At 65.6% G+C, this 26,975-nt stretch carries 25 protein-coding genes and 1 other RNA gene; 9 read left to right on the plus strand and 17 right to left on the minus strand.

Features of this window, described 5'->3' with window-relative positions; genetic code table 11:
• Positions 1–10: 10 nt before the first annotated feature.
• Positions 11–247 (minus strand): sulfurtransferase TusA family protein, encoded by a 237-nt coding sequence (locus DQW77_RS06005; RefSeq protein ID WP_113257291.1) that lies wholly within the window; start codon positions 245–247, stop codon positions 11–13.
• Positions 248–340: 93 nt separating this feature from the next.
• Here DQW77_RS06005 and DQW77_RS06010 point away from each other — a divergent pair, with 93 nt between their 5' ends.
• Genes DQW77_RS06010 through DQW77_RS06020 form a run of 3 tightly spaced genes read left to right on the plus strand, consistent with a single transcriptional unit; the run spans position 341 to position 3,772 of the window.
• Positions 341–1,093: a cytochrome c biogenesis CcdA family protein gene (locus tag DQW77_RS06010; RefSeq protein WP_113257292.1), complete on the plus strand. Its 753-nt coding sequence runs from the start codon at positions 341–343 to the stop codon at positions 1,091–1,093.
• A gap of 52 nt (positions 1,094–1,145) precedes the next feature.
• A complete protein-coding gene (locus DQW77_RS06015) occupies positions 1,146–2,411 on the plus strand; it encodes a hypothetical protein (protein WP_113257293.1) in 1,266 nt (421 codons plus the stop codon).
• Entirely contained in the window at positions 2,408–3,772 is a 1,365-nt protein-coding gene (locus DQW77_RS06020) for a cytochrome P450 (RefSeq protein ID WP_113257294.1), read from the plus strand. Before DQW77_RS06015 ends, DQW77_RS06020 begins: the two co-directional genes overlap by 4 nt.
• Positions 3,773–3,819: 47 nt before the next feature.
• Here DQW77_RS06020 and DQW77_RS06025 read toward each other — a convergent pair whose 3' ends face one another.
• From DQW77_RS06025 to DQW77_RS06060, 8 genes are all read right to left on the minus strand, one after another.
• Positions 3,820–4,035 carry a ribbon-helix-helix domain-containing protein gene (locus DQW77_RS06025; protein ID WP_113257295.1) on the minus strand — a complete coding sequence of 72 codons (216 nt, stop codon included), beginning with the start codon at positions 4,033–4,035 and terminating at the stop codon, positions 3,820–3,822.
• Entirely contained in the window at positions 4,032–4,214 is a 183-nt protein-coding gene (locus DQW77_RS06030; protein ID WP_113257296.1) for a DUF4169 family protein, read from the minus strand. The genes DQW77_RS06025 and DQW77_RS06030 overlap by 4 nt, the downstream gene beginning before the upstream one ends.
• A complete protein-coding gene (gene fumC, locus DQW77_RS06035) occupies positions 4,214–5,605 on the minus strand; it encodes a class II fumarate hydratase (RefSeq protein ID WP_113257297.1) in 1,392 nt (463 codons plus the stop codon). The genes DQW77_RS06030 and fumC overlap by 1 nt, the downstream gene beginning before the upstream one ends.
• Positions 5,606–5,659: 54 nt before the next feature.
• Positions 5,660–6,217, minus strand: coding sequence for a class I SAM-dependent methyltransferase (locus DQW77_RS06040; RefSeq protein WP_113257298.1), 558 nt, complete (start codon positions 6,215–6,217; stop codon positions 5,660–5,662).
• Positions 6,218–6,345: 128 nt separating this feature from the next.
• Positions 6,346–6,816, minus strand: coding sequence for an SspB family protein (locus DQW77_RS06045; RefSeq protein ID WP_113257299.1), 471 nt, complete (start codon positions 6,814–6,816; stop codon positions 6,346–6,348).
• A gap of 77 nt (positions 6,817–6,893) precedes the next feature.
• Positions 6,894–8,159 carry a chromate efflux transporter gene (gene chrA / locus DQW77_RS06050; RefSeq protein ID WP_404947925.1) on the minus strand — a complete coding sequence of 422 codons (1,266 nt, stop codon included), beginning with the start codon at positions 8,157–8,159 and terminating at the stop codon, positions 6,894–6,896.
• A 115-nt stretch (positions 8,160–8,274) separates the two neighbouring features.
• Positions 8,275–8,627: a transfer-messenger RNA gene (gene ssrA / locus DQW77_RS06055) on the minus strand.
• A gap of 162 nt (positions 8,628–8,789) precedes the next feature.
• Positions 8,790–10,889: a hypothetical protein gene (locus DQW77_RS06060; protein ID WP_258523714.1), complete on the minus strand. Its 2,100-nt coding sequence runs from the start codon at positions 10,887–10,889 to the stop codon at positions 8,790–8,792.
• A 147-nt stretch (positions 10,890–11,036) separates the two neighbouring features.
• On the opposite strand from DQW77_RS06060, the gene DQW77_RS06065 reads away from it, so the two are divergent.
• Complete coding sequence (locus DQW77_RS06065) at positions 11,037–11,714, plus strand: thiamine diphosphokinase (RefSeq protein ID WP_113257301.1); 678 nt, start codon at positions 11,037–11,039, stop codon at positions 11,712–11,714.
• A 92-nt stretch (positions 11,715–11,806) separates the two neighbouring features.
• Here the strand turns inward: DQW77_RS06065 and DQW77_RS06070 are convergent, their stop codons facing one another.
• From DQW77_RS06070 to pepN, 6 genes are all read right to left on the minus strand, one after another.
• Entirely contained in the window at positions 11,807–12,727 is a 921-nt protein-coding gene (locus DQW77_RS06070) for a DMT family transporter (protein ID WP_258523715.1), read from the minus strand.
• Between the two features lie 98 nt (positions 12,728–12,825).
• Positions 12,826–13,308 carry a thioesterase family protein gene (locus DQW77_RS06075; RefSeq protein ID WP_113257302.1) on the minus strand — a complete coding sequence of 161 codons (483 nt, stop codon included), beginning with the start codon at positions 13,306–13,308 and terminating at the stop codon, positions 12,826–12,828.
• An 88-nt stretch (positions 13,309–13,396) separates the two neighbouring features.
• A complete protein-coding gene (locus DQW77_RS06080) occupies positions 13,397–13,801 on the minus strand; it encodes a hypothetical protein (RefSeq protein ID WP_113257303.1) in 405 nt (134 codons plus the stop codon).
• 4 nt (positions 13,802–13,805) lie between these two features.
• Positions 13,806–15,320 (minus strand): Asp-tRNA(Asn)/Glu-tRNA(Gln) amidotransferase subunit GatB, encoded by a 1,515-nt coding sequence (gene gatB / locus DQW77_RS06085; RefSeq protein ID WP_113257304.1) that lies wholly within the window; start codon positions 15,318–15,320, stop codon positions 13,806–13,808.
• A 93-nt stretch (positions 15,321–15,413) separates the two neighbouring features.
• Positions 15,414–16,673, minus strand: a complete 1,260-nt coding sequence (locus DQW77_RS06090) for a hypothetical protein (protein ID WP_113257305.1) — start codon at positions 16,671–16,673, stop codon at positions 15,414–15,416.
• A gap of 146 nt (positions 16,674–16,819) precedes the next feature.
• On the minus strand, positions 16,820–19,378 hold the full coding sequence (gene pepN / locus DQW77_RS06095; protein WP_113257306.1) for an aminopeptidase N: 2,559 nt from the start codon (positions 19,376–19,378) through the stop codon (positions 16,820–16,822).
• 118 nt (positions 19,379–19,496) lie between these two features.
• Between pepN and DQW77_RS06100 the strand changes: the two genes are divergently transcribed.
• The 5 genes from DQW77_RS06100 (at position 19,497) to DQW77_RS06120 (ending at position 23,215) form a co-directional block, all read left to right on the plus strand.
• A complete protein-coding gene (locus DQW77_RS06100; protein WP_113257307.1) occupies positions 19,497–20,996 on the plus strand; it encodes an FAD-binding domain-containing protein in 1,500 nt (499 codons plus the stop codon).
• An 8-nt stretch (positions 20,997–21,004) separates the two neighbouring features.
• Positions 21,005–21,172, plus strand: a complete 168-nt coding sequence (locus DQW77_RS06105; protein ID WP_309301308.1) for a DUF2256 domain-containing protein — start codon at positions 21,005–21,007, stop codon at positions 21,170–21,172.
• Positions 21,173–21,321: 149 nt separating this feature from the next.
• Positions 21,322–22,098, plus strand: a complete 777-nt coding sequence (locus DQW77_RS06110; RefSeq protein WP_113257376.1) for a gamma-glutamyl-gamma-aminobutyrate hydrolase family protein — start codon at positions 21,322–21,324, stop codon at positions 22,096–22,098.
• An 88-nt stretch (positions 22,099–22,186) separates the two neighbouring features.
• On the plus strand, positions 22,187–22,615 hold the full coding sequence (locus DQW77_RS06115) for a cytochrome c (RefSeq protein ID WP_258523716.1): 429 nt from the start codon (positions 22,187–22,189) through the stop codon (positions 22,613–22,615).
• Positions 22,616–22,642: 27 nt separating this feature from the next.
• Positions 22,643–23,215, plus strand: coding sequence for a flavodoxin domain-containing protein (locus DQW77_RS06120; RefSeq protein ID WP_258523717.1), 573 nt, complete (start codon positions 22,643–22,645; stop codon positions 23,213–23,215).
• On the opposite strand, the gene DQW77_RS06125 is transcribed toward DQW77_RS06120, so the two are convergent.
• Positions 23,216–25,561 (minus strand): Hint domain-containing protein, encoded by a 2,346-nt coding sequence (locus DQW77_RS06125; protein WP_113257310.1) that lies wholly within the window; start codon positions 25,559–25,561, stop codon positions 23,216–23,218.
• Between the two features lie 202 nt (positions 25,562–25,763).
• On the minus strand, positions 25,764–26,957 hold the full coding sequence (kynU, locus tag DQW77_RS06130; RefSeq protein ID WP_113257311.1) for a kynureninase: 1,194 nt from the start codon (positions 26,955–26,957) through the stop codon (positions 25,764–25,766).
• Between the last annotated feature and the right edge of the window lie 18 nt (positions 26,958–26,975).

Genomic DNA, 26,975 nt, shown 5'->3' on the forward strand with positions numbered 1-26,975 from the left:
CGTGCGGTCGCTATTCAGCGTCGCGTTTGCAGACCAGGTAGATCGTGTGCTCCGACTCCTCGGTCACGGTCAAAAGGTCGTGGCCCGCTTCCCGGCAGAAATGCGGAACGTCGACCGCCGCTGCCGGGTCGTCGGCCAGCAGCCGGATACAGGTGCCCGCCGGGAGGGGTTTCAACCGCTTTCGCAGCTTGAGGACCGGAAGCGGGCACAGGAGCCCGGTCGCATCGAGGGTGTCCAAGTTGCTCATGAGGGCGGAATACGACGCATGTTTCAACCTGTCCACAGGGTTGTGACCGTTTGCGTCGTGACGGCGTCCGAACAATGGACTATGTGACAAACCATGTTCGGAATCGAAATCATCGACGCGGCCCTGCTTCCTGCAATGACAGTTGCCCTTGTGGCCGGCATCATATCATTTCTGAGTCCCTGCGTCCTTCCGATTGTGCCGCCATATCTTGCCTATATGAGCGGCGTTACCCTTACCGAACTCAGTGACGAAACCAGCGCGCGGAGCCGTGCCGTCGTGCCGGCGCTGTTCTTCGTTCTCGGGTTGTCGACCGTCTTTCTGTTTCTTGGCTTCACGGCGTCGGCCGTCGGCGCGGCCTTTCTGCAATACCAGAACTATTTCAATACCATAGCCGGCCTTCTTGTCATGGGCTTCGGGGCGCACTTCATCGGCATCTATCGCATCGGCTTTCTTGACCGGGAGGCCCGTTTCGATGCCGGTGACAGGGGGGGATCTTCGTTCGGGGCCTACATTCTCGGGCTGGCGTTCGCATTTGGCTGGACCCCTTGTATCGGACCGCAGCTTGGCGCGATCCTGTCGCTTGCCGCGTCCGAGGCATCGGTGACGCGCGGCACGCTCCTTCTCGCCGTTTACGCGGCGGGGCTCGGGGTGCCATTTCTGCTCGTGGCGGCATATCTGCCGCGATTGGACGGGCTGATGGGCTGGATGAAACGGCACATGGAACAGATCGAGAAGGTCATGGGGCTTCTGCTCTGGACTATCGGCCTTCTGATGCTGACAGGAGGGTTTTCTGACTTCTCCTACTGGCTTCTGGAAACATTCCCGTCTCTGGCGCTCCTCGGATAGGACTTACTCTTGCCAGAAACCGTCGTTAGCCTTCCGGCGCGAGAGGTGAGGCATGAGCAGTTCGACGGGCAGGGCGGTTCGCCGCAGACAGGTTTTCTACATACCGGGGTACGATCCGATCCACCCGCGCCGCTACCGCGAGCTCTACCGCGCGGAGGCGGCGGCGCAGGCCGACGTCTCGGGCCACGACATCCACCTGTCTCCGAAGCAGGGTGGCGGGAGGTATGGCTGGCACGTCAGCGCCACGATCGAGGATATGGCCGTCACCGCCGATTTCGATGTCCTGGTGTGGTCCGACATCGTACGCGACAGCATGGAAAGGGGTATCCCGGGGACCTACTTGCAGCTTCTGCGCACGGCATGGACATACATTGTGTCCGGTGCTCTCTTTCGTCTCATGCGGTTGCGAAAGGGCCCCGTGATCGCGGCGCTTTACCCTGTCGGGTTTCTTCTTGTTCAGTTGGTGCTGTCGATTTGTGCGGGATACATTGCGGGCCGGGCGTTACTGTGGGTCTGGGGCGCCTTGGCATGCCCGCGCGATTGCATGCTGCCGGCCAACGGGCCGGTCGCCGGTACGACCGCGATTCTGCTGGGGCTCGGGACGATCTGGGTGGTGCTTTCATGGTTCAAATCGAAGGACAACAAGTTCTTTGCCTACTACCTGATGCATGATTACGCGTATTCGGCACGGCATCGCGGCGCGAACCCGCCGGAACTGGAGGCACGCATGGCTGAATTCAGCTCCGAGATCTCGGCAGCCCTGCGGCAGGATGTGGATGAGGTTCTGGTCGTCGGGCACTCTTCGGGTGCGCACCTGGCCGTTTCCTGTCTGTCGGATCTGATTCGAGGGGAAAAAGTGCCCGAGAACGGACCGGCCCTTTCGTTTCTGTCTCTCGGGCAGGTGGTGCCGATGGTTTCATTCCTGCCCGATGCCAACCGTCTCCGCGCCGATCTGCATTACCTTGCCGCGCGGGACGAGGTAACATGGATAGATGTGACCGCGCCCGGCGACGGATGCGCGTTCGCGCTTTGCGATCCGGTCGCGGTCACGGGGGTCGCAGCACGGGACAAACGGTGGCCTGTGGTGATCTCGGCCGCATTCACCCGAACGCTCAGCCCCGAACGGTGGCGCGCGCTTCGCTGGCGCTTTTTCCGGCTGCACTTTCAATATCTGTGTGCATTCGATCAGCCCGGTGACTACGACTATTTCCGCATCACGGCCGGTCCCCGGACGCTGGCAGACAGATTCAAGGGTCGCCAATCCTCGCCCAGCAGGATTGAAACGCCGGTTTCCGGCTACACGGATATCACGGTATGACGCTGCCCCCGAAACCCCCGGCGCGAGAAGGGCGCGTGTCGCTGTGGCGCTACCTGCGCCTGTTCCGCAAGGATGTCCTTTCGGCCCAACCCGCGCGCCTTTACCGGGCCTGGATGGCGGAATTCCGGACGCCGTTCTTCCGCTCGTATTTATGCAACCAGCCCGCGCTTGTGGATCTAGTCCTGCGTCAACGGCCGGACGATTTTCCAAAATCGGACCGGGTTCGTGAAGGGTTGAAGCCGCTTCTGGGCAATTCCGTCTTCGTCACGAACGGGGAAACCTGGAAGCGCCAGCGGCGGATCATCGACCCGGCCTTCGAGGGCGGGCGCTTGCGTGATGTCTTTCCCGCGATGCTTGAAGCCGGTCAGGGCACCGTTTCGCGGCTGGCCACGCTTGCCGACGGCCAACCGAGGGAAATCGAGGCGCATACCAGCCACGCTGCTGCGGACGTGATCTTCCGAACCCTTTTCTCCATCCCGATTGAACATTCTGTCGCGGCGCAGGTCTTCGATGCGTTCCGCGAACACCAGAGAACACAACCGGTTGTCAACCTGGGGGCATTGTTGCCCTTGCCGCGTTGGTTTCCACGGCTCCGCCGGCGCCGGACCCTGCGGACCGCGGCAGTCATAAGGCGCCTGATCGCGGAACTGACAACGGCGCGCATGGCCGAGATCGAGGCCGGGACCGCCCCCGATGATCTGGCCACGAAGATCATGACGACGCCCGACCCGGTCAGCGGTGCGTGTTTCGAGCCCGACGAAATGGTGGATCAGGTTGCCATATTCTTTCTGGCCGGCCATGAAACGAGCGCTTCGGCCCTGGCCTGGGCGCTGTACATGCTTGCCCTTTATCCTGAATGGCAGGACAAGGTCGCGCACGAGGCGTCGGAAATTTTCAATGGGGCGTGGCCGGATTTTGCAGATGTCGGCCGGTTGCGTGTCTCACGCGATTGCTTTCGTGAAACCCTGCGCCTTTACCCGCCTGTCCCTATGATGGTGCGCGAAGCGGCCTGCCCTGAGCATTTCCGCGATCGTGACGTACCCAGGGGCTCTCAGATCGTGCTCAGCTCGTGGCACCTGCACCGACATGAAAGGCTGTGGACGCGTCCCGACGAATTCGATCCCGACCGTTTCGAAACCGGGAACGGGCGGTCCTGTCTTCGGGAGGCCTATATTCCCTTCTCGGCCGGTCAGAGGGTCTGCACGGGCGCGGGGTTCGCGATGATCGAGGGGCCGCTGCTCCTGTCGATGCTGGTCCGGTCCTACCGTTTTGAAACCGTCGCGACCCGCCCGCCTATGCCCGTGGCACATCTGACGGTGCGCGGGCAGGACGGGATCTGGTTGCGCATCAGCCCGCGGTGACCTCTTTGTGGCGCCACCGTCGCAACGCGTCCAACCGGGATTGCCGGCTACCGTCGCCAGTGCCGAAGGACATAGATACGTATCGCCGATGCCAGTCCGGACTCCAGATCCCGGGCGGCGTCGATTTCGGCGGCAAGCGCGTTGACGGGCATGTTCCGATCCTCCGCGATCTCGCGGAAGGCCTGCCAGAATTCCTCTTCCAGCGACACACTGGTGCGATGGCCGCGCAGGGTGAGCGAGCGTTTGACGGGCCGGCCGCTCATTCATCCCCGCGCTTGTGGCGGTCGAGGAATGCGCGCGCCTTGTCGGCCCGGGCGGCCTGTGCCCGTCTTGCGGCCTTGCCGAGGCCGCAAGACGCCGCATTCTCGTCGGCCCGCGCCTTACTGTCGGCGCGCGCCCTGGCCTTGCGGACCCGGTTCAGGTTGACCGGCTTGTCCCCCATCACCTGGGTCCGATCATGTTTTCGGGACGCACCACGCGCTCGAAAGTTTCGGCGTCAACAAAGCCGAGGTTGATCGCCTCTTGCTTCAGGGTGGTGCCGTTCCTGTGCGCCGTCTTGGCGACCTTGGTGGCGTTGTCATATCCGATCTCGGGGGCCAGGGCGGTGACCAGCATCAGCGACTCGCGCATCAGCTTGTCGATCCGCGCCTCGTCCGCGGCCAGCCCGTCGACCAGGTTGTCGGTGAAGGCCACGCTGGCATCGCCCAGAAGCTGCATGGATTGCAGCACGTTGTAGGCCATCATCGGCTTGTAGACATTGAGCTCGAAATGGCCCTGGCTGCCGGCGAAACCCACCGCCGCGTCATTGCCCATGACATGCGCGCAGACCTGGGTGAGGGCTTCGCACTGCGTGGGGTTGACCTTGCCGGGCATGATCGAGGACCCCGGCTCATTCTCCGGCAGGATCAGCTCGCCCAGTCCGCAGCGCGGCCCGGACCCCAGAAAGCGGATGTCGTTGGCGATCTTGAAGAGGCTCGCGGCCACCGTCTTGAGAGCGCCCGATATTTCGACCATCGCGTCATGGGCGGCAAGCGCCTCGAACTTGTTGGGGGCGGTGACGAAGGGCAGGCCGGTGATCTCGGCCATGTTGGCGGCCACCGTCTTGTCCCAGCCGCTGGTGGTGTTCAGCCCGGTGCCCACGGCGGTGCCGCCCTGGGCCAGTTCGTATATGCGGTCGAGTGCTCCTTCGATCCGCGCGATACCCATTGCCACCTGATGGGCGTACCCTGAGAATTCCTGACCGAGGGTCAGGGGCGTGGCGTCCTGCGTATGGGTGCGGCCGATCTTGATGATCCCGTCGAACGCGGCGACCTTCGCCTCAAGCGCGGCGTGCAGCTTGCGCAGGCCCGGAAGGGTCACGTCGCGGGCGGTCATCGCGGTGGCAATATGCATCGCGGTGGGAAAGGTGTCGTTGCTCGACTGTCCCATGTTGCAGTGATCGTTGGGATGCACCGGATCCTTGCTGCCCATTTGGCCGCCGAGGATCTCGATCGCGCGGTTGGCGATCACCTCGTTGGCGTTCATGTTCGATTGGGTGCCCGATCCCGTTTGCCAGACCACCAGCGGAAAGTGCTCGTCCAGCTTGCCGTCCACGACCTCGCCGGCGGCCTGTATGATCGCGGCGCCAAGGTCTTCGTCCAGCTTGCCCAGATCGATATTGGCCCTGGCGCAGGCCTTCTTGATCACGCCGAGCGCGCGAACCACCGCCACGGGCTGTTTTTCCCAGCCGATCGGAAAATTCAGGATCGAACGCTGGGTCTGCGCCCCCCAATACTTGTTCGCGGGAACGTCGAGGGGGCCAAAGCTGTCGGTCTCGGTGCGGGTCTCGGTCATGTCGTCGGCTCTCCTGGAAGGTTTGCCAAAGTCATACCTGACGCGGTGGAAAGTTCAATGTCGGCGGCGGCGGAATTCGAACACGCGTGCCGGCGGCAGGTTGGCCCAGACCACGCCGCGGCGGGTCGCAATGACACCGAGTTCGCGCTGCATGGCGGGTCCGATAGGGGCGTTCGGGCTGTAGGTGACCTGTGTGAAGAACCCGTTTTCGGTCATGACCGCGAAGGCGCGGCCAACCACCTCGCGTTGGAGTCTGGGGCGTGCCAGGACCGGCACCCCGGAGATCACCGCGGCAATTCCGGTCAACCCGATTTCGGCAATTTCCTGTGCCGGACTGTTGAGCACCCGCACGCGGGGAAACCTTTTGCTCAGGGTCTCGCAAAACCGGGCATTCGTTTCCAGAAGGGTCAGCTGTTCCGGCGCGATGCCACGTTCGAGAATGGCCTTGGTGAAGCTGCCGGTGCCCGGACCGATCTCGACCACCGGTCCGGTCATCCCTTCCAGTCCTTCGGTCATGCGGCGTGCAACAGCGCCTGACGACGGTGCGATTGCGACCACTTCGGCCGGCCTGCGCAAGACCTCGCCAAGGAATATGCCGATTTCGCTGGCCATGATGCTCTTGCCCCCGCAGCCGATCCACCCTTTGACGACGCGGTACGCAGACCGACCCGGAAGGGCAATGGTCAGGCAAAGAACTTCATGGAAAATTCACGTGGACAGCATGCGCCCTCGGCGGCGGGTCACTTCCGGAAACTGTCAAGGCTGACGATTTCCGCATCGCTCTGGTGCTCGTCATCCGGTGCGGGGTCCGGGTCTTGATCGGTGGCGATCTGCTCTGGGTCGTCATCGCCATCATCGTCCTGGGTTTCGAAGCGTAACCCGAATTCGACGGAGGGATCCACGAATGTCTGGATCGCGTCATAGGGAACATAAAGATCCTCTGGCGCGTCGCCGAAATTGAGCGTGATCGAGAAACCTTCGTCCGTGACGTCGAGGTTATCGTACCAATGCTGCATCACCACGGTCATCTCGGAGGGGTAACGCTGCTTCAGCCAGTCGGCAAGCCGCGCCTCGGGATGGGTCGTGTCAAAGGTGATGAAGAAATGGTGTGCCCCGGGCAGTCCGTGGTCGCGAACATCCGAGAGGACCTGCTGTATGAGGCCGCGCATCGCGCGGTGCATCAGGTTTCCATAGTCGATCGAGCGCGTCATCCAGCCCCCCGGTAGAGTTCCCGAGGCAGCATACGGGATTCGATCCAAAACAAAAGACCTGGCGGCGCATTCGCGCGTCAGACAAGCATGTGCGCCGCACCCGCCGCGGCCGCCGTCAGCAGGAGGGTGACAAGCATCGGGACGCGGAACCAGAGAAGGAGCACCGCGGCCAGGAGGACGAGCACGGCCGACAAGGGCGAGAAACTGGAGATATCCGGACGGGGCCCGAGGCCGGTCCGGCCCACCTCGGCAAAAAGCACATGCAGGGCAAACCAGACCGACAAGTTGAGGATCACGCCGACCACGGCCGCCGAGACCGCCGCCAGCGCCCCCTTTAGGCGCGGCTGTGCCAGCAACCGTTCCACATAAGGGGCGCCGGCGAAAATCCATAGAAAACAAGGGGTAAAGGTGACCCACAATGTCATCGCCGCGGCGGCTGCGGCAATTGCCGCGCCATCCTGGGCGAACCCCGCGAGGAACCCGACGAAGACCGTCACGAGGATCAAGGGGCCGGGCGTCGTTTCAGCGAGGCCAAGTGCGTCGATCATCTGTTCGGTACTTAGCCAGCCATGTGTTTCAACCACCGCCTGGGTCATGTAGGCCAGAACTGCATAAGCGCCGCCGAAAGTGACAATCGCGAGCTGACTGAAGAAAACCGCGATCTCGGTGAGGAATGCCGCACCTGCCAGCCAGGCGGCAACCACGGGCGCCGCCCATAACGAAGCCCAGGTGGCAATTGTTTTTATCGTTTCATACCAATTTACTGCGCCGCATTCCTCATGTTCAGAAACGGCCACGCCCGGTGTTGTCGAAAGGTAGCCGTAGATTGCGGCGGTGGCGATGATGGCGGGGAAGGGAATGCCGATGAAGAACATCGCACCGAAGGCCAGAAGCGCCAGGATCCAGCTGTCCCGTCCGGTCAGGGCGCGCCGGGAAAGCGACAGGAGCGCCTGGAGGACTATCACCACGACCGCCGCCTTGATGCCGACGAAAACTGCCTGAATAACAGGGACCTGACCATAGAACGCATAGCCCGAGGCAAGCAGGAGAATCACGAGGGCGCCCGGCATGACGAAAAGCAATCCCGCGATCAGCCCGCCGGACACGCCGCGCAGCCGCCATCCGGCGTAGGTGGCCAGTTGCATGGCCTCTGGTCCCGGAAGCAACATGCAGAACGAGAGCGCGCCGAGAAACTGCTTCTCCGTCAACCACTTGTGCCGGTCCACAAGTTCAGTGTGCATGAGAGAGATCTGTGCTGCGGGGCCACCGAAAGACAGAAGGCCAATACGCAGGAAGGTGCGGAACAGCTGATATCCCGGGACGTTTGCCATGAAAGGGTGCATATAGCCCCCCGCGACAGAGGCAAGCGATTTGCGCGATGTCATTGAAGTGTCATGAAAAACCGGGCCTCGCCGGCTTGCCGGATCGGGGACGTTGCCCTCGTGCAGGATCCGGTAAAGTGCAGGCTTCTGTTGCCAGGTGCCTGCGAACCCCGCCTTACCTTGCTAGAGGCAAGGGCTTAAGTTTCGGCCTTTACAACAGCTTACGCTGCTGCGAGGGCCGGAGCACGATTGTCGTTGGCAATTATGCTTTGATGAACCGATAACGGTGGTATCTCACCGGGACAAAGCAACCCCTTTACACGTTCGTCGATCCTGTTTCGGCCCCTGATACCCTCCAACGAAAGGATTTCTGGTGGAGCCGCCGGGTACCGCCCCCGGGTCCGATCCGCTTATTTCGAGCGCGTTTATGTCCATAGTTCCTTGCGGAACACTACAAATATAGGCATGCCGCCCGTGAATTGCAAAGGGCGAGCATGGCCGGGACGTGAACGGAATGCACATTTTGTCCCGGTTTTCCAAAGATTTCGAACACGACACCCGCAGCCGGGCGGGCGATGTTCGGAACGGGCGGGCGCGTGGGGCCGGTTCGTTGTGTCCGCGCGCGCGAATTCCGCGGTCCGCGCGCCGTTATCAGCCGACGTTACGGGCCGCGGGCCGGTATTCGGTCGCGTCGGTCACGGTGAAACGGCCACCCTTTAGCTTCTGGAGCTTGCCGCTGCGCAGGAGCTGACCGAAGGACCGCAAACCCTCCTCGCGCGAGAAACCGTCGCTTTGCACTTCGCGAAGCTTGTGCATGAGCATCGGGCGCGAGAACTGCGTACGGCCTTCGACATCGGCCATGAACGCGGCGGCGGCTTCCAGCAGTTCGGGCAGTTCACGGGCCCCCTGTGCGTTGGCGAACTCGGCAAAGGTCTCGCCACCGGAGGCATCGGTGGCAGGCACATGATCGCGGGCGACGCGGCGCGGCTGCACGGGGTCGCGGGGCGTGTCGATGCGCTGCTCGGCCACCAGCTTGAGCGGGGCGAGCCTGGTGCCCTGTCGCGCCGGGCGCTCGCGCCGATTGGGCTTTTCGGACGGTTCGACAACATCGGCCAGGTCGAGCCTGTAGGGTTTGTCATCCGCATCGCCGCTGATGTCATGGCCAGCGCGCTTCTCGGCTTCGGCAGCCGTGACAGCCTTGCGCATATGGCGGATCGCGGCGCGGCGTTCATGGGAATCGGGCGTTTCAAGGTGATGTTCGGCTTCGTCGAACATCCGTGACACATCGGTGCTGGCGCTGCGTCCCTCGTGCGATTGCCCGTTGGGATCGTCGCCGGCGGGCTGATCGCCGGCGGAAGCGCCATCGTCCTTGTCATGCGGCGTGTCGGGGCCGGCGCCGGAGTCGCCTCCAAGCTCCGCCTCAACCGCGGCAAGTTCACGTTGCAACTCGGCCTCGTCCTCGGGGCTGAGGCTGCTGTCGGCCGGGACCGTCCCGCTCGCCCCGGCGGCCTCTGACCCGGATTCGTGATCGGCCTTCTCTTCCGTGTCGTCCGCGCCGGCTCCGGTTTTCCCGGTGATGGCGGCGTCAATATCGCTGCGCTTCATCTTGACCACCCGCGCGGCAGGGGTCGGGCGTACGGACGTTTCACGCGCGCCGGTTTCCGGGTCGGCTTGTTCCGTCGTGTTGTCGGGCTCGGGTGGTTGGGTGCCGTCGTCGAAGACGTCAGAGGTTTCGCTTCCGGTTTTCGGCCCGGGTGCGGTCAGGGCATGCGTGCCGTCATCGGAGGATGGTTTTTCCTCGTCTTTCAGGGCGTCTGCCATGAGCTGCGCGAGAGTGTCCTCGATTTCCCGGCTGTCGGATTCCGGGCCTCCGGCGTGGTCTACGGTCTCGTCGTCCCAGCCGGACGTGTCGTCATCTTCTCCCTCGGCGTCAGGGCCAGGCGCGGTTTCCTCGATACCCTCGAAGTCGATGGCCGGCCCTGGCCGGGTGGTGCTGTCTTCGATTTCCGGCACCGTTTCAGGTTCCGGCACCGTTTCGGACTCCGGTACCGTTTCGATTTCAGGTACCTCTTCGGGTTCGGGTTCGGGTTGCGTTTCGGCTGACGGTTCCCTTTCGGGTTCGGTTTGCGTTTCGGGCGTGGGTTCCGTGCCGATGCCGTCATCGTCGTAGGCGCCTTCGGTGCTGTCTTCGGCTGCATCATCCGCACGCAGCGCCGCATCCAGATCCGCGGCAGTGATATCCAGGAAGGCTTGTGCGTGCTCGTCCTCGTCGAACGATGTATAGGGCACCTCGGCATGGGCCGTGACGGCGCGGATCCGGCGCAGACGCGCGGCAACGCTGTCATCGCTGTCCGCGTCCGGCGGGGCGGAGGCCAGCGCGGCGGTGCTGTCCGGGCGGTCTTCCGCCGGGCCCTGAGCAGGCGGCCCGGCGGGGGGGGCGTCCGCGGACCGGGGGGCGTTTTCCCCCGCGTCGGCAGGCGTGTCGGTCTGTGCGGAGTCACCGGCCCGCAAAACGATGCGGCCATGATCCTCGTGGGCGTCGACGCGGCGGGCGATCTCGCGTTCCGCGATACGCGCCAGCATCTCGGCATCCGGGGTTGGCGGCTCGGCGCCGAAGTAACGGTCATCCGCCGCCAGGTCCCGGAAATATTCCGCGATCGCCTTCATGGTCTCGAACGAGTCGTCGAACCCCTCCAGCGTGCAGGAGAACGTCCCGTAGGAAACAGTTAGAATTTTACTTGTACCGACCATGAAAGGCTCACTTTGCTGTCCTCGCGAAATTCTGGTTTACCATGCCCTGCACGACGAAAGCCGCCCGAATCTTGGATATGAAGCGTATCATTTCATGTCGTATTTGTGTTCTGTTTCGTTTCAGGGGGGAAATCGGGGGGTGGAAAGATGATTGTTGAGGCATCCGAACCTGTAACGCTGATCGGCGGTGCGGCCTGGCAGCGCGCGGCGCTGGATGACGCGCTGGCACTGGCCCCGAGGGTGGTGGCCGCCGATGGTGGTGCCGACGCGGCACTGGCCGCGGGGCTCAAGCCCGAGGCGGTGATCGGAGACATGGACTCTCTGTCGCCCGAGGCCCGGGCATCCCTGCCAAGGCAGGTCATTCACGAGATTCCCGAACAGGACAGCACCGATTTTGACAAGTGCCTGCGCAATATAGCGGCGCCGCTGGTCCTGGGCGTGGGGTTTTCGGGCGCCTGGCTTGATCATCAACTGGCTGCCTGCAACACGCTGGTGCGCCGGCCGGCGCGGCGTTGCGTCCTTCTGGGCCGTGAGGAGCTGCTTTTCCTGGCGCCGCCGACCCTGCGTCTGCCGCTGCCCGAGGGCACGCCGCTGTCGTTGTTTCCGATGGGGGCGGTAGAGGGCGTTTCGGACGGCCTTCGCTGGCCCATAGGGGGGCTTAACTTTGCACCGGACGGACAGGTGGGCACGTCGAATCGTGCAACCGGGGACGTGGACCTTGCGGTGACGGCGCCCAAGATGCTGGTGATCCTGCCGCGCGACATGTTGCGCCAGACGGTGCGCGCCCTGCTGGAGGCGGCGGCGCATTGGCCCGAGGACGGCTGAGGGCCGCCCCGCCCGGGGTGCATTATGCCGGATCGGAGTCACCCGCCCGTCCGCGGACCGTTTCCTATTGAATGATGCACGCTATAGGCTTTTCAGGGGGCCGGAGTGGGGCGGCGACGGCGCCCGAGGCGGCGTTCGCGCAGGTACACGTAAAGCCCCGAGGCCACGATCAATGCTATTCCGGCGAAGGTGGTGGCATCGGGCATGTCGCTGAAGATGAGGTACCCGAACAGCGTTGCCCCGACGATCTCGAGGTATTGCAGCGGCGCCAGCAGCGAAGCCGGCGCCAAGGACAGCGCGAAACTGATGCAGACATGGCTGAGAGTGGCGATCACGCCCAGTGCCACCAGCATCCAGGCCACGCGCGCCTCAGGCCACGACGGATCCAGCGGCGCCACGCCCGAGCCGTCGAAAACCATCAGGACCGGCGCGGCCACCACAAGCGCCGCGACCGCGGTGTAGACCTGCAGGGTGATCGGATGCATGCGCGTGGCCATGCGCCGGGTCAGGATCATGTAGAAGGCGAAGCAAAGTGCCGTGACCACCGGCAGAAGCGCCACAGGACCGACGGCGCGGAAACTTGGCTGGATGATCAGCATCGCGCCCGCGAAGCCCACGGCGCAGGCGATGTAGCGGCGCGGTCCTATCGGTTCGCGCAGGATCAGCCCGCCCAGCAAGGTCAGGATGAAGGGCTCCACGAAGAAGATCGCGATCGCGTCGGCAATGGGCATGAAGCGCAGGGCCGTGAAGAAACAGCCTGTCGCCACCAGCAGCAGCGCGGCGCGCAGCGCGTGTAGCCCGGATTCCAGGCGCGCGGGGCGGTGAAGCCACCCCATGGCCCAGGCCAGCGGAAGCAGCAGGCCGGCCTGGAAGACGAAGCGCGTCGCGGCCACCTGCGCCACCGCCACCGCATCGCCGATAAGCTTGGCGAAACTGTCCATCAGCGGCGCCAGCAGCGAAAAGGCGACCATGAGCAGAATGCCGAGGGTGATCTTGCCGTCAGTGCCTGACATATGTCCTTTTCCGCTACAGCCGGGTGGCGTCTGCCCGGTGCCCAAAGTCCCCGGATGAGTATCAAAAAAGGGCCGTACCGGGCATGGCGGCCCCCGGATCAGCCCTTTCGTCCGATCCCGATCCTGCGGCCAACGCCATCGGGGGCGGGTTGACCGGCATGTTCGCCGGCCATGCGCGCGACCCGGTCGAGAACCTCGGGGGGCATCGGTGCCACGCGCGGACCGGACAGGTCGACATGCAGGGTCAGCCCCTCGCCGGTGGCGGCCATCCATCCATCCTCGTGATAGAGTTCCTGGAAGGAATGAAACCGTTTCTCGTCATGGTCGATCAGCCAGAACGACGACCGCACCCTGTCGCCGATCTTGAGTTCGCGCAGGTAACGAACGTGGAATTCGGCCGAGAAGGTCGTGTGCCCGGTGCGTGTCCGGTAGTCGGGGCCGAAACCGAACTTCGCGAAAGCCTCGTCTGCGGCGCGGTCGAAAAGAACGGTGTAATAACCCATGTTCAGGTGGTCATTGTAGTCTATCCATGCCGGTTCGATGTCAAGCAGGGAGGAAAGGAATGGGACAGGTCGGGTCATGATGGCGCGTCTAACAGGGTTCCACCACGTGCGATAGTGCGCCCTGCCGCCGGTTGCAAGGGCCCGGCACGCCACGCTGTTCTTGAGATCAGCCGAATGCCAGAACGGCGCAAATCACCGCCACGATGGCGGCACCGTTCATGACCGGGCGCAGGATCCGTGCCCGGGCGGCGCGGGCCGGCGGATCAAGCCTGTGGATGGCGATCTGCATCGCCACGGCTGCCGCGGTGAGCACGGCGACCGCCCCCATCTTGATCCAGAACCACACCGGCGCGGCGGCCGCGCCCGCGCCTTGCGACAGCATGGCAAGCCCGGTGATCCAGAGCAGGATCAGCGCAACGAAGCCAAAGCGCGCCAGCCGGACCAGCACCGCCCCTGCCAGCCCCGGATCCCGTGGCGCCGCCACCGCCGCGACGACGCTGGCCGAAATGCCGCCACCAAGCCCGATCGCCAGCGCGAGGTAGTGCAGGATCAAAAGCGCGTCCGCGACCATGCCCTTACAGCCCCAGTTTCGCCGTCACGATCTGGTTCACGGCCTTGGGGTTGGCCTTGCCGCCGGTGGCCTTCATCACCTGCCCGACGAACCAGCCCGCGAGTTTGGGGTTCCCTCTCGCCTTTTCCACCTGTGCGGGGTTGGCGGCGATGATCTCGTCCACTGCGGATTCGATCGCACCGGTGTCCGTCACCTGCTTCATGCCGCGCTCTTCGACGATCTGCTCGGGATCGCCGCCCTCGGTATAGACGATCTCGAAGAGGTCCTTGGCGATCTTGCCGCTGATTGCGTCCGAGGCGATCAGGGCCACGATCTTTCCGAGTTGCTCGGGGGTGACAGGGCTTTCGGTGATTGCCTTGTCACCGTCCTTACGGAGACGTCCGAACAGTTCGTTGATGATCCAGTTGGCAGTAAGCTTGCCGTCATTGGTGCCGCGGGCGGCCTCGAAATAGGCTGCGGCCTCGACCTCGGCGGTCAACACTCCGGCATCGTATTCGGACAGGCCGAACTCGGTCACGAAACGGGCCTTTTTCTCGTCCGGCAGCTCGGGCAGGGAGGCCGCGATCCCGTCGACCCAGTCTTGCTCGATCTCCAGCGGCAGGAGGTCGGGATCGGGGAAATAGCGGTAATCATGCGCCTCTTCCTTCGAGCGCATGGAGCGGGTCTCGTTGCGGTCGGGATCGTAGAGGCGGGTTTCCTGCACCACCTCGCCGCCGGATTCCACGATCGCGATCTGGCGGCGCGCCTCGTGGTCAATCGCCATCTGGATGAACCGCATGGAGTTCATGTTCTTGATCTCGCAGCGGGTGCCGAGATGGCTGAAGTCCTGTGTCTCCATGTATTTCTCGTAGGCGCCGGGGCGACAGACCGACACGTTGACGTCGGCGCGCAGGTTGCCCGACTGCATGTTGCCCTCGCAGGTGCCGAGATAGCGCAGGATCTGGCGCAGCTTGGCGATGTAGGCCGCCGCCTCCTCGGGGCCGCGGATGTCGGGGCGCGAGACGATCTCCATCAGCGCCACGCCGGTGCGGTTGAGATCCACGAAGGACATCGCGGGGTCCATGTCGTGGATCGACTTGCCGGCGTCCTGTTCCATGTGGATGCGTTCGATACGCACCTTGCGGGCGATCCCCGGCTCCATGTCCACCAGGATCTCGCCCTCGCCCACCAGCGGATGATAAAGCTGGGAAATCTGGTAGCCCTGCGGCAGGTCGGGATAGAAGTAGTTCTTGCGGTCGAAGGCCGACCAGAGGTTGATCTGCGCCTTGAGGCCAAGCCCGGTACGCACCGCCTGCTCGACACAGAATTCGTTGATCACCGGCAGCATGCCGGGCATCGCCGCGTCCACGAAGGACACGCAGGAATTCGGCTCGGCGCCGAACTGCGTGGAGGCGCCCGAGAACAGCTTGGCCCTGGAGGCCACCTGCGCATGGACCTCCATGCCGATCACCAGTTCCCAGTCGTGTTTCGCACCCGCGATCACCTTGGGTGTCGGGGCATCATAGGTCAGGTCAAGCATCGTCGGGCCATCCTCTGTCAGATCGAGCGTCTTCTAGGATAGCGCGGGCCTCGGAACAAGAGGGTGCGGCACGTTCCGGTCCGCAGGCGGGGCTCAGGCGCCGGGCAGGCGGTACATCCCCTTGGGGGAAAAGGCGATGTTGTAGCCGTCCTCGATATCGTCGGCGAAGCGCGTGGCGATTGCCAGAAGGGCGGTATGCCGCCCCTTGTTCACCAGCGCCCGGCGGGACGGCAGCGGCGGTGTTAGGCCGGGGCTGAGCAGCGCCTGCGACCAAAGCAACGGATGGAGTTCGTGCAGATGGTCCTTCAGAACCCACCCCAGGCAGTCGTGCAGCCGGGCGCGTGCGGCCTCGGCCGCGGCGGGCAGTTGGCGGGCCTCGTCGGTGGCGGTGGGTGCCATCGACACCGCGCAGAAGGCTGCGATCAGGTTGGCGACATGCTGTTCCGAGGTGTGCGACAGTATATCCTTCAGTCCCTCGATGAAGAAATCCGTATCAAGGCCCGTCAGCGCCGCGTGATCGGACGCCAGCGCGTCGAAATAGACCCAGGCATAGGCCCCGGCGCCCCATATGTCGCCGGTGCGTGCAGCGGTGCGGCGCGCCTGCAATTCCAGCGCGTCGAGTGAGCCGAAACGCCCTGGCAGAAGGTTCTGGCCAAGGGCGCGCATGTGGCGCGGGCTTTTCGGATCCAGGTCGATCAGATCTTCGAAATCGTCGGCCACGCGGATGCCCGGCCGGTCCTCTGCGGCAAGAAGGGCGCATTGGGCCGCGGCCAGCGACGGCGCGTCGAGTTCGACCCCGCTGAACGGTGCGAGGATGTCGGCGGCCCGGTCGAAATGGTGATGAAATCGCCTTTTGCCCGCGGGGGTCTGCCGGGCGGTATGCCAGGCCCAGCCGATATCGACATGGGCCATCGCCACCACCAGTGCGCAAGCGTAATCGTGGGGGTGGTCGTCAAGTGCGTCCTCCAGCGCAGCAAGCCCGTCGGGCGTCGGCGTGTCGCCACCATGCAGCGTGTCCTCTGCCACGGCGACAACATCGCCGCGCGCCCCGTAAGCCAGCAGCATCGCCGCGGACTCTCCGCCGGGGGTGGCCAGGCGGGTGGTATCGGCCGCCCGGATCTCGGCGCAGATTTCGGGCCACATTTCCTGTCGCGCCAGCCGCTGCCCGCGGTCCTGGTGGGCGGCGCGGGCCAGTTCCTCGTCGCTGACCTGAAGGGAGGGCAGGAGGATTCTGCGGCTGAGTTGCTCGAAGTCGGGCGCCGCGTCCCCGGGAGGCTGCGGGGGGCGTCCGGTGTCCGGCTTGCGGGAACGCGACAGGATGGTGAGCAGACGGGTGGCGAGCGGTCCTGGCATGCGGATTCCCTGTTTGAATACAGGATGAGCATGCCGCGGGTTTCGGGCCAAATCGTGTCGTGGCTTGGGAATTGCAGGGGAATTGCCAAGGCCGCCCGCGGGGCCCGGGACCGGGCCCCGTCCGGACGGTGCGGGCGCGTTGTGTTTCAGGAGCCGCGGATGCGACTGACCATTTCGGTGGTGTCGCGGCTCAGCCCATCGGTGGCGAGAATGCGGTCAAGCTGTGCGGAGATGAGCGCCTGCCGGTCGGAATCGTATCTCCGCCATGTCTCGAAGGCCGAGCACATGCGCGCCGTGGTCTGCGGGTTCACCGGATCGAGCCGGACAAGCCAGTCTGCCAGCAATTCATAGCCCTTGCCCGAGGCATGGTGGAACCCGGCCGGGTTCATCGCCAGCGCCCCCAGCGTTGCGCGGAAGCGGTTGGGGTTCTTCATGTCGAAATCGGGGTGTCCGGTCAGGCGCGCGGCTGTGTCGGCGGCCCGATCGGGCCTGGCATGCACGATCTGGAGCATGAACCATTTGTCGATCACCAGCCGGTCCGCCTGCCACTGGTCGTAAAAGGCCGAGAGCGCCGCGTCGCCCGCGTCCGCATCAAGAAGGCAGGACAGCGCGGCAAGCTGCTGGGTCATGTTGGTGGCGCCGTCGAACTGCGCCTGCGCCGCCATGCCCCGATCGAGGCGGGTGATCATGCCAAGTGCGGCATTGGCCAGCGCCCGCGCGCCGGATTGTTCGGCATCGGGCCGGTAGGGCGCATCGACCCGGAACTCGGCATGCAGCCGCCGTGCGTCGGCCTCAAGATGCGCGGCGCGGGCATCGCGCAACCCCTCCAGCGCCGTCCAGATCGCCTGTGGATCGGGGGTGTCGCCGGCCTCGTGCAGGCTCTGGGCCAGTTCGTCCTGGCTGGGCAGGCCGAGGGCCAGCGCGCGGAAGGCGGGATCGAGACCGTCATCGCGCAGCAGCGCGCCAACCGCGTCGAGATAGGCCCGGTCGGGCGCGGCGCCGGAGCGAATGGTGGCCAGCAGTCCGTCGCGCGCCAGGGCGCGTCCCGCTTCCCACCGGTTGAAGGGATCGGTGTCATGGGCCATGAGGAACGCGCGTTCGGCGTTCGAGGTCTCGCGATCAAGGATCACCGGGGCGGAAAAACCGCGCAGGATCGACGGCACGGGCCGGGCGGAGAGCCCCTCGAAGGTGAAGCTCTGCCGCGGTTCGGTGACCTCGCAGATCACGGTCTTGCGCACCTCGTCACCATTTGGGCCCAGCAGGCCGACAGCCACCGGGATCACGCGGGGGGTCTTGGTCTCCTGGCCCGGGGTGGGGGGCGTGTGCTGCTCGAAGGTGAGGGTGAAACGGCCCTCGGTCTCGTCATAGGCCTCTTCGACGCGCAGGCGCGGCGTTCCGGCCTCCTGATACCAGCGTTTGAATTGCGCCAGGTCGCGGCCGGTCACGTCCTCGAAGACCTCGAGCCAGTCCTCGATCGTGGCGGCGTCGCCGTCATGACGGGTGAAGTAGAGATCTAGCGCCTTGTAATAGGCCTCGTCGCCGACCAGCGTCTTGAGCATGCCGATCAGCTCGGCGCCCTTCTCGTAGACCGTGGCGGTGTAGAAATTGTTGATCTCGACAAAGCTTTCGGGGCGGACGGGGTGCGCCAGCGGGCCGGCATCCTCGCGGAACTGGCGCGCGCGAAGGGCGATCACGTCCTGGATGCGCTTGACGGCGCCGGAGCGCATGTCGGCGGTGAACTGGCTGTCGCGAAAAACGGTCAGCCCTTCCTTGAGGCACAGCTGGAACCAGTCGCGGCAGGTGATGCGGTTGCCCGTCCAGTTATGGAAATATTCATGCGCGATGATCGCCTCGATGCGTTCGAAATTGGCGTCCGTCGCGGTTTCGGGGCTGGCCAGCACGGCGGCGGAGTTGAAGATGTTGAGGCCCTTGTTCTCCATCGCGCCCATGTTGAAGTCGTCCACGGCGACGATGTTGAACACGTCGAGGTCGTATTCGCGGCCGTAGACCTCCTCGTCCCATTTCATGGACTTGATCAGGGCCTCCATCGCGAATGGGCACTTGCCCTCGTCGCCGGGGCGGACCCAGACGTTGAGATCGACATGCCGGCCCGCGCGGGTGGTGAATTCTCCGCGGTGGCTGACGAGATCGCCGGCGACAAGCGCGAAGAGATAGGCCGGCTTGGGCCAGGGATCGTGCCATTCGGCAAACCCTGCTCCGTGGGCGCCGGGGTTGCCGTTCGACAGCATCACCGGCATGTCACCCTCGATGCGCACGCTGAAGGGGGCCATCACGTCGGGGCGGTCCGGGTAGTAGGTGATCTTGCGGAATCCTTCGGCCTCGCATTGGGTGCAATACATGCCGTTGGACATGTAAAGCCCCTCAAGCGCGGTGTTGGCGGCCGGGTCGATCTCGACCTCGGCCTCGAAGGTGAAGGGCGCGTCGGGCACATCGCAGGTCAGCCCGGCCTCGGTGATGTCGGGCTGGACTGGCGTGCCGTCGATGCGCGCCTCAAGAAGCGTCAGCCCCTCGCCATGCAGGAAGAAATCGCCCGGGGCGGCCTCCGGATTGGGACGGAAGCGGATTCGCGATTGCACCCGGGTGTGCGACGGATCAAGCCGGAAGGTCAGCGCGACCTCGTCGATCAGGTAGGGAAAAGGCGTGTAATCCTTCAGGTGGATCGACGCGGGGGCGGCATCTTTCATCGCGGGCTACTCCGTTTGGTCAGGGCTGCTGGCGGACGGTAGGGTGCCGGGCAGCGGGCTGCAAGGCCATGTGGTGCGGCACGTGGCAATTCGGCGCGCGGCGGCTATCTGCCCGGTCATGAGGGATGTTGTCATCTGCTGGTTCAAGCGTGATCTGCGCGTCGTTGATCACCCGGCGTTGGCCCGGGCGGCGGCGCTTGGCCCGGTCATCCCGCTTTATATCGTCGAGCCTGGGTTGTGGCAGCAGGCGGATGCGTCGGGGCGGCACTATGCCTTTGTCGTGGAGTGTCTGGAGGCCCTGCGCCGCGACCTGGCCGATCTCGGGCTGGCGCTGGCGGTGCGGCGCGGTGAGGCGGTTGGAGTGCTGGAGACGCTGCGCCGGGATCATGGGGCGACACGGCTGGTCAGCCATGAAGAGACCGGCAATGCCTGGACGTTCGCGCGCGACCGGAGGGTGGCCGCCTGGGCGCGGGCGCAGGGGGTGGAATGGACGCAACTGCCGCAATGCGGCGTGGCGCGCCGTTTGCCGGGTCGCGACGGCTGGCAGCGCGCGCGGGACGGGTTCGTCCGTGACGCGCCGGCGGCGGTGCCGCAGGGCCTGCAGCCCGGACCGTTCACGTCGACGGACAGGATGCCCGATGCGGCCGATCTTGGCCTTGAGGATGCGTGTCCGCAGCGACAGAAGGGGGGCCGCGCCAGGGCCGAGCGCGCCCTTGAGGGGTTTTTGCAGACCCGCGGGCGCTGCTATCGAAAAGCCATGTCGTCGCCGCTTGCCGGCGCGCGGGCCTGTTCACGGCTCAGCCCGCACCTGGCGTTCGGGACGATCTCGGTGCGCGAGGCGGTTCAGGCCGCGTCGGCCCGGCAGGCGGCGCTGACGGGGCGCCGGGACGGCTGGGCGGGATCGCTGCGGTCCTTCCAGTCGCGCCTGGCCTGGCGGGATCACTTCATCCAGAAACTGGAGGACGAGCCGGCGCTGGAGCATCGCTGCATGCACCCCGCCTACGAGGGCCTGCGCCCCGCGGTGCCCGACCGCGTGCGGCTTGATGCCTGGGCGGCGGGCGAGACCGGGCTGCCCTTCGTGGATGCCTGCATGCGAAGCCTGCGCGCCACCGGGTGGCTGAACTTCCGCATGCGCAGCATGGTGATGGCGGTTGCAAGCTATCACCTGTGGCTGGACTGGCGCGCGTCGGGTCCGGTGCTGGCCCGGTATTTCACCGATTACGAGCCGGGCATCCACTGGCCGCAGGTGCAGATGCAGTCGGGCACGACGGGCATCAACACCATCCGCATCTACAACCCGGTCAAGCAGGGCGGGGACCAGGATCCTGCCGGTGTGTTCACGCGGCGTTGGGTGCCCGAACTGGCCGATGTCCCGGACGCGTATCTTCAGGCGCCCTGGCGCTGGCCGCGGGCGGGCTGTGTTCTGGGCCAAGCCTACCCCTTTCCGATTGTCGATCCGGTGGCGGCGGCGCGTGCGGCACGACAGGCTGTCTGGGCGGTTCGCGGTCAGGAGGGATTTCATGACCGGGCGACTGCATTGGTTGCCCGTCATGGCAGCCGCAAGCGGAGGCGTCCCGGCATCCCCGCGCCGGACCGGCAGATGCGGTTCGATTTCTGATGGGCCGGATGCGCAAGAAGGGCGATCTGCCGCAGAAGACCTGTAGGGCCTGCGGGCGCCCCTTCAGCTGGCGGCGCAAATGGGCGCGCGACTGGGATAATGTCCGCTTTTGCAGCCTGCGGTGCCGACGGACAGGGGCGGCCCGAGGGCCGGCGCGGGCGCGCGGGCAACAATGATCCCGTCCGGCGGTCACTTGCCGGGCGGCGTGTCGTGATGTCCTGCACGGCGCCGTGCGGGCGCGCGCGGGCCCTTGTGCGGGATTTCAGGTTTTCTTGTCCCGCACCCGGTATTATCTATGCTGGTGACGTGCCAGAAGAGGATCCTCATGACCCGCCCAATCGTCGGCATCATCGGCAACCATTACCTGATCAATGATCAATACCCGGCCCATGCCGGCGGCACGATGAATTCCGAGGCCGTGGCCGAGGTTGCCGACTGCATGCCGATGGTGGTGCCGTCCGATCCGCGCATGGTATCGGTCGAGGAGCTGATGGAGGTTTGCGACGGGTTCCTGCTGACCGGGGGGCGGCCCAATGTCCACCCCGAAGAGTATGGCGAAGCCGCGACCGAGGCTCATGGCGCCTTCGACCGGGCGCGCGACGCGATCACCCTGCCGCTGGTGCGCGCGTGCCTCGCCCGCGGGCAGCCGTTGCTGGGGGTGTGCCGCGGCTTTCAGGAGGTCAACGTGGCCTTGGGCGGCACCCTCCACCCGGAGATCCGCGAACTTCCGGGGCGGGACAATCACCGCATGCCGCCCGATGGCACGCTGGACGAACAGTTCGCACTGCGTCACATGGTCAGCTTCGTCGAGGGCGGTGTTTTCCATCGCCTGATGGGCGCCCGCGAGGTGATGACCAACACGTTGCACGGGCAGGGGGTGATGCGCGCCGGACCCCGGATTGTCATTGACGGCCACGCTCCGGACGGCACGCCCGAGGCGCTTTATGTCGAAAGCGCGCCGGGCTTCATGCTCGCGGTGCAGTGGCACCCGGAATACAACGCTGCCAACGATCCCGTTTCCCGGCCCCTTTTCGGTGCCTTCGGCGATGCGGTGCGGGCCTGGGCGGGATGCCGCGCGGCCCCGGGCCGGCGCAGCGCCTGAGGGCGCCGCGCCCCGATCCTGGGGCTTGACCTTCCCCCTGCCGGAAGCCCCACACAGGCGCCGGACAAGGGCGAAGCGGGAGGTCATCTTGAAACCGTCACGGATCGGACTGCTCATGGCGGTGCTGGCGGCTTGTGCCGCGGCGCTGTGGAGTGCCACGCAGGGCGGGCGCGCGGGCGGCGGCCCCCAAGGCGGGCGCGCGGCGATTGCAGAGGTGACGATGCCGGCGCTGTCCGGCGCGGCGGCGCGGGGTGCTTCGGCCTTCGGGGAAAACTGCGCCGCGTGTCACGGCGCGGATGCGGGCGGGGTGAGTGGCAAGGGCCCGCCGCTCATCCACGCCTATTACGAGCCCGGCCATCATGGCGACATGTCCTTTCGCCTGGCAGTGCGGCGCGGGGTGCGGGCCCATCACTGGCGCTTCGGCGACATGCCGGCCATCGACGGCGTGAGCGACGCCGCGCTGGAGGAAATCATCGCCTATGTGCGGGCGGTGCAGAAGGCCAACGGGATTTTCTGAGCGGATCGCGCAGCCGGGCGTCGCGGATTGATCCATGACAATGCGGGGGCGGGCGCGGACCGGCACCCTGAGGGCATGAACATCCTCGTCGTCTATGCCACCACCGAAGGCCAGACCCGCCGGATCGCCCGGTTCTGCGCCGACCACCTGCACGGGGCCGGCCACACGGTTGAGCTGTTGCCCGCGGCGGAGGGCGCGGAGCTGGACCTGGCGCGGTTCGAGGCGGCGGTGCTTCTGGCGTCGGTCCATGCGGGGCGCTACCAGCCCGAGATCGGCACCTTCGCAAGCGCCCATGCCAAGGGGCTGAACCGGCTGCGCACGCTCTTTCTGCCGGTATCGCTGGCCGCGGCGGGGGACGATGCCGATGAGCTGGCCGACCTGGACAGGATCGCCACCGATTTCGCCGCCGAGACGGGCTGGACCCCGGGGCGCGTTGAACAGGTTGCCGGGGCATTCAGGTTCACCCAGTACGATTTCTTCAAGTCCTGGGCGATGCGCTGGATCGCGGCGCGCAAGGGCGAGGACGTGACCCCGAACGAGGACCGCGAATACACCGACTGGTCCGCCCTTCGTGCCTTGCTGGCGGACTGGGCCGGCTGATCAGGCAGCGGGCGCACCGCAGAGCAGCCGCGCCTCGTGCGCCCTCAGGCAGGGCCGCACGGTGCCGCCATGCGCGCGCGGATCGCTTCGCAGATCGGGAAACAGCGCGAACATCTCTTCGCGGCCCGATCCGGATACGGCCGCGATACCGGTCTCACCGGCATGGAAACTTTCGGTGGCGGCGCCATCTGCGTAGATGATTTCGTGACGGTCGAACATCAGGTGGATGTAACTGACCAGGCCGCGAGGGGCCGAGCGTACATTGTGGCCGTCGATCAGGTGGCGCGCGGCAACCAGAACCTCGGACTGACCGAACAGCAACTCGGCGCGATACCCCTCGAACAGCAGGCGGTGCTGGGGTGAGACCAGCAGCGGACGGCGCGCACCCCGCAGCGCGGCGGGCGCGATCAGGACCGGTGCGAAACGTCCGTGGCCGGGCACGCTGCGCCGTCCGATCCAGCGGATCCGCTGGATCCCGTTGTCGCGGGTCACCACCCGGTCCCCCGGCTGCAGCGTTTCCACCGGCTGTTCTCCGGTTTCCGTCAGGATTCGAGCGCCGGGGGTGAAGCAGATGATATTCTCGATTTCCGAGAACGTGACAACGGTGCTGTCAGGGCCGTCCCCCATCGTGAAACTGCCCGAGAGCCCGCCGGCATTGTCGTCGGTGTTGGTGTAGGTGATGTCGTCCTTGCTCACGTCGGGCGTCAGGACAAGTGTGTCGCCGACGGTTTCGCCGTCTTCCCCGCCGGTGATGGAGATGGCGCCCGAGCCTGTGCTGTCCGTATCCTGCAGCGTGAAGGTGTCGTCGCCGCTGCCGCCGGTGACGGTATCGCCCTGATCGACGGTGATCGCGTCATGCCCGGTGCCGCCCGCGATGTTGTCGGCCCCTTCGCCGCCGTCGATCGTATCGTTGCCGCCCTCGCCGAAAATGGTGTCACTGCCTGCGCCGCCCATCAGGTCGTCATCGCCATCATCCGGCACGATGGTCGAGTAATGCAGGTCCGAGACCCAGATCGCCTGCTCGCCGACACCGCCGTTTTCATAGATGATGTCAATGGACTGAACCGGCCCGGCGATCTCGATCAGGGCCGAGCCGCCGGCTTCATCGGCGGAGTCCGCTGTCATGTCGGCGGTGATGGTGTTGCCCGAGACGGTATCGCCGCCATCGGGCTTGATCGTCACTTCCACCGGGTCACCGTCGGCGTTGTAGGCGTTGATCGTCACCACGTCGACATGGTCCTCGAACTGCCAGTCGATGTCGTTGATGCGGAAGGCGACGTTCTGCACCTCCTCGCTCATCACGCTGCCGGGGGAGGCGGTGAAATCCAGGCTTGCATGTGTCGTCACACCGTTGTCGGTGAACATGTAGAGGCTGGACTTGGCCTCGAAGGGTTCGCCCGTGTCGGTGTAGACGGTATCGGAGGTCTCGACCTCGAACATTGGCACATTGCTGCCGCCGTCATCGAATTCCACCGTCACGTTCATCTCGCCGGTGGCGAGGGTGGCCCCCGCCGAGATGTCGGTTTCATCCGCCGCGATCTGGCTCCAGTTCAGGGATTCGGCAACCGGGGCGGGCGCACCGCCGTCATCGCTGCTGTCGCCGTAGATCCTGTCACCGCCGCCCCCGCCGGTGACGGTGTCGTCGCCGCCGCCCGCGACGATCTTGTCGGCGCCCGCGCCGGCAGCGATCGCGTCGTCGCTGTCTCCGGCGCTGATGCTGTTGCCGGTGTCATCCACCATGTCGCCCTCGGGGTCGCCGGTATAGGCGGCGTCGATGGTCTCGGCCCCCGCTGTGCCGTCGACCACGCCATCCGGCGCGACGGTCTCGAACAGCCTGACATTGTCGATGAGGAACTCGCCCGACTCGCCGCTGCCCTCGGGCTTGACGATCTCGATCGTCAGCGGCGCGCCGTTCAGGGACGGATCATCGACCGTCGAGGTGACGGTCACGGTCTGCAGCCCGTCGATATCCCCGGTGGTACCGCTGACCGTGCCGATCACCGTCGATCCGGCAAGGATATTGATCTGGTAGGTAAGATCGCCGCCGCTGGCGTAGCTGCCGTCACCGATATCCAAGGAAAGGTCATAGGTGTTGCCGGCGATGTAGGTGTCCGACAGGGTCTGCGAGATGCGGACGCCGCTGCCGCCGCTGTCTCCGGAATAGAGATACGCGACGTTCTCGCCATCCACGGTCGAAAGGTCGGTCTGGGAGGAGGTCGGATCGTAATCCCCCGCCTCGCCCGAACCGCTGCCGGTGATGGTCCAGCCGGGGATGCCCTGCGACCAGACGCCATCGGCATGACTCGTCTGCTCGAAACTTGCGTTCTGAACCGTGAGTTCCGGCATTTTCCTTCGCCCTCTCTGATCCGCTCCATTGCCCCTGGCGCCCTTTCACGCCGTTACGGGCCTTCGAAAGCGCCGGCGGCAGGGCCGGACGACATTCCGTTTCGATTCGGAATACAGTGTGTTTCAGGCGGAATTTGGTGGAATTCGCGACGAATCTCCGGCGAATCACGGCGGCCGTGTGCCGGAGCGGGCGCCGCGCCGGTCAGGTCACCGCGGCGCGGGCGTGATATTCGGGCCGGTCCCAGACCCGTCCCTGCATGATCTCCGCCAGCGTGGCGGCGGCATGGCGCACGTCGTCCTCGCCCGTATAGAGCGGCGTGAAGCCGAAGCGCATGATGTCGGGGGCGCGGAAATCGCCGATGACGCCATGTGCGATGAGGGCCTGCATGACCGCGTAGCCATCCGCGAAGGCAAAGGAAACCTGGCTTCCGCGCAGGGCCGGATCGCGCGGCGAGGCGAGGGTGAGCATCGGGCAGGCGGCCTCGACCTCGGCGATGAAAAGCTCCGACAGCGCGACGGAGCGGGCGCGCAGCGCCGCCATGTCCACGCCGTCCCAGACATCGAGGGCCGCGTCCAGCGCGGCCATGGCCAGCACCGGGGGCGTGCCCACCCGCATCCGCGCGATCCCCGCGCCGGGGCGGTATCCCTGTTCGAAATCGAAGGGCGCGGCATGGCCCAGCCAGCCCGAGAGGACCGGTTCGGCCCGGTCCGCAAGGCGCGGGGCGACATAGATGAAGGCCGGCGCGCCGGGCCCGCCATTGAGATACTTGTACGTGCAGCCGACCGCGAAATCGGCCCCCGCACCGGCCACGTCAACCGGCAGCGCCCCGGCCGAGTGGGCCAGATCCCAGATCGTGAGCGCACCTGCGGCGTGCGCCGTTTCGGTCAGCCCGTCCATGTCATGAAGCCGCCCGGTGCGGTAATCCACTTGCGTGAGCATGAGGGCCGCGACATCCCCGGTGATCTCGGCCGCGATCTCTTCCGGCGCGACGACCCGCAGCCGGTGGCCCCTGTCCAGCGCCTTGATCAGCCCCTCGGCCATGTAGAGATCGGTGGGAAAGTTGCCGCTGTCGCTGAGGATCACACTGCGGTCGGGTCGCAGCGCCAATGCGGCCGCCAGCGCCTGATGGACCTTGATGCTGAGGGTGTCGCCCACCATCACATGCCCCGTTTCGGCGCCGATCAACCGCCCGATCCGGTCTCCAAGGCGCGCGGGGTGCTCCATCCAGCCGGCCCTGTTCCAGCCGGTGATCAGCATTTCCCCCCATTCGTCCCGCATCACCTCCTGCATCCGCGCGCCGGCGGCGCGCGGTAGCGGGCCGAGCGAGTTGCCGTCGAGATAGGTGATCCCAACGGGCAGGTCGAACATCGTCTTCGTGGCGTTGAAATCCGTCATTGTGCACGCCCCGGTTCC

The organism is Roseovarius sp. TE539, from assembly GCF_003298505.1.
Taxonomy (GTDB): Bacteria; Pseudomonadota; Alphaproteobacteria; order Rhodobacterales; family Rhodobacteraceae; genus Roseovarius.

Excerpts from the sequence above, each read along its gene's own strand:
- DQW77_RS06005 (WP_113257291.1), bottom strand. The coding sequence starts at position 247 with ATGAGCAACTTGGACACCCTCGATGCGACCGGGCTCCTGTGCCCGCTT.
- DQW77_RS06010 (WP_113257292.1), top strand. The coding sequence starts at position 341 with ATGTTCGGAATCGAAATCATCGACGCGGCCCTGCTTCCTGCAATGACA.
- DQW77_RS06015 (WP_113257293.1), top strand. The coding sequence starts at position 1,146 with ATGAGCAGTTCGACGGGCAGGGCGGTTCGCCGCAGACAGGTTTTCTAC.
- DQW77_RS06020 (WP_113257294.1), top strand. The coding sequence starts at position 2,408 with ATGACGCTGCCCCCGAAACCCCCGGCGCGAGAAGGGCGCGTGTCGCTG.
- DQW77_RS06025 (WP_113257295.1), bottom strand. The coding sequence starts at position 4,035 with ATGAGCGGCCGGCCCGTCAAACGCTCGCTCACCCTGCGCGGCCATCGC.
- DQW77_RS06030 (WP_113257296.1), bottom strand. The coding sequence starts at position 4,214 with ATGGGGGACAAGCCGGTCAACCTGAACCGGGTCCGCAAGGCCAGGGCG.
- fumC (WP_113257297.1), bottom strand. The coding sequence starts at position 5,605 with ATGACCGAGACCCGCACCGAGACCGACAGCTTTGGCCCCCTCGACGTT.
- DQW77_RS06040 (WP_113257298.1), bottom strand. The coding sequence starts at position 6,217 with ATGGCCAGCGAAATCGGCATATTCCTTGGCGAGGTCTTGCGCAGGCCG.
- DQW77_RS06045 (WP_113257299.1), bottom strand. The coding sequence starts at position 6,816 with ATGACGCGCTCGATCGACTATGGAAACCTGATGCACCGCGCGATGCGC.
- chrA (WP_404947925.1), bottom strand. The coding sequence starts at position 8,159 with ATGCACCCTTTCATGGCAAACGTCCCGGGATATCAGCTGTTCCGCACC.
- DQW77_RS06060 (WP_258523714.1), bottom strand. The coding sequence starts at position 10,889 with ATGGTCGGTACAAGTAAAATTCTAACTGTTTCCTACGGGACGTTCTCC.
- DQW77_RS06065 (WP_113257301.1), top strand. The coding sequence starts at position 11,037 with ATGATTGTTGAGGCATCCGAACCTGTAACGCTGATCGGCGGTGCGGCC.
- DQW77_RS06070 (WP_258523715.1), bottom strand. The coding sequence starts at position 12,727 with ATGTCAGGCACTGACGGCAAGATCACCCTCGGCATTCTGCTCATGGTC.
- DQW77_RS06075 (WP_113257302.1), bottom strand. The coding sequence starts at position 13,308 with ATGACCCGACCTGTCCCATTCCTTTCCTCCCTGCTTGACATCGAACCG.
- DQW77_RS06080 (WP_113257303.1), bottom strand. The coding sequence starts at position 13,801 with ATGGTCGCGGACGCGCTTTTGATCCTGCACTACCTCGCGCTGGCGATC.
- gatB (WP_113257304.1), bottom strand. The coding sequence starts at position 15,320 with ATGCTTGACCTGACCTATGATGCCCCGACACCCAAGGTGATCGCGGGT.
- DQW77_RS06090 (WP_113257305.1), bottom strand. The coding sequence starts at position 16,673 with ATGCCAGGACCGCTCGCCACCCGTCTGCTCACCATCCTGTCGCGTTCC.
- pepN (WP_113257306.1), bottom strand. The coding sequence starts at position 19,378 with ATGAAAGATGCCGCCCCCGCGTCGATCCACCTGAAGGATTACACGCCT.
- DQW77_RS06100 (WP_113257307.1), top strand. The coding sequence starts at position 19,497 with ATGAGGGATGTTGTCATCTGCTGGTTCAAGCGTGATCTGCGCGTCGTT.
- DQW77_RS06105 (WP_309301308.1), top strand. The coding sequence starts at position 21,005 with ATGCGCAAGAAGGGCGATCTGCCGCAGAAGACCTGTAGGGCCTGCGGG.
- DQW77_RS06110 (WP_113257376.1), top strand. The coding sequence starts at position 21,322 with ATGACCCGCCCAATCGTCGGCATCATCGGCAACCATTACCTGATCAAT.
- DQW77_RS06125 (WP_113257310.1), bottom strand. The coding sequence starts at position 25,561 with ATGCCGGAACTCACGGTTCAGAACGCAAGTTTCGAGCAGACGAGTCAT.
- kynU (WP_113257311.1), bottom strand. The coding sequence starts at position 26,957 with ATGACGGATTTCAACGCCACGAAGACGATGTTCGACCTGCCCGTTGGG.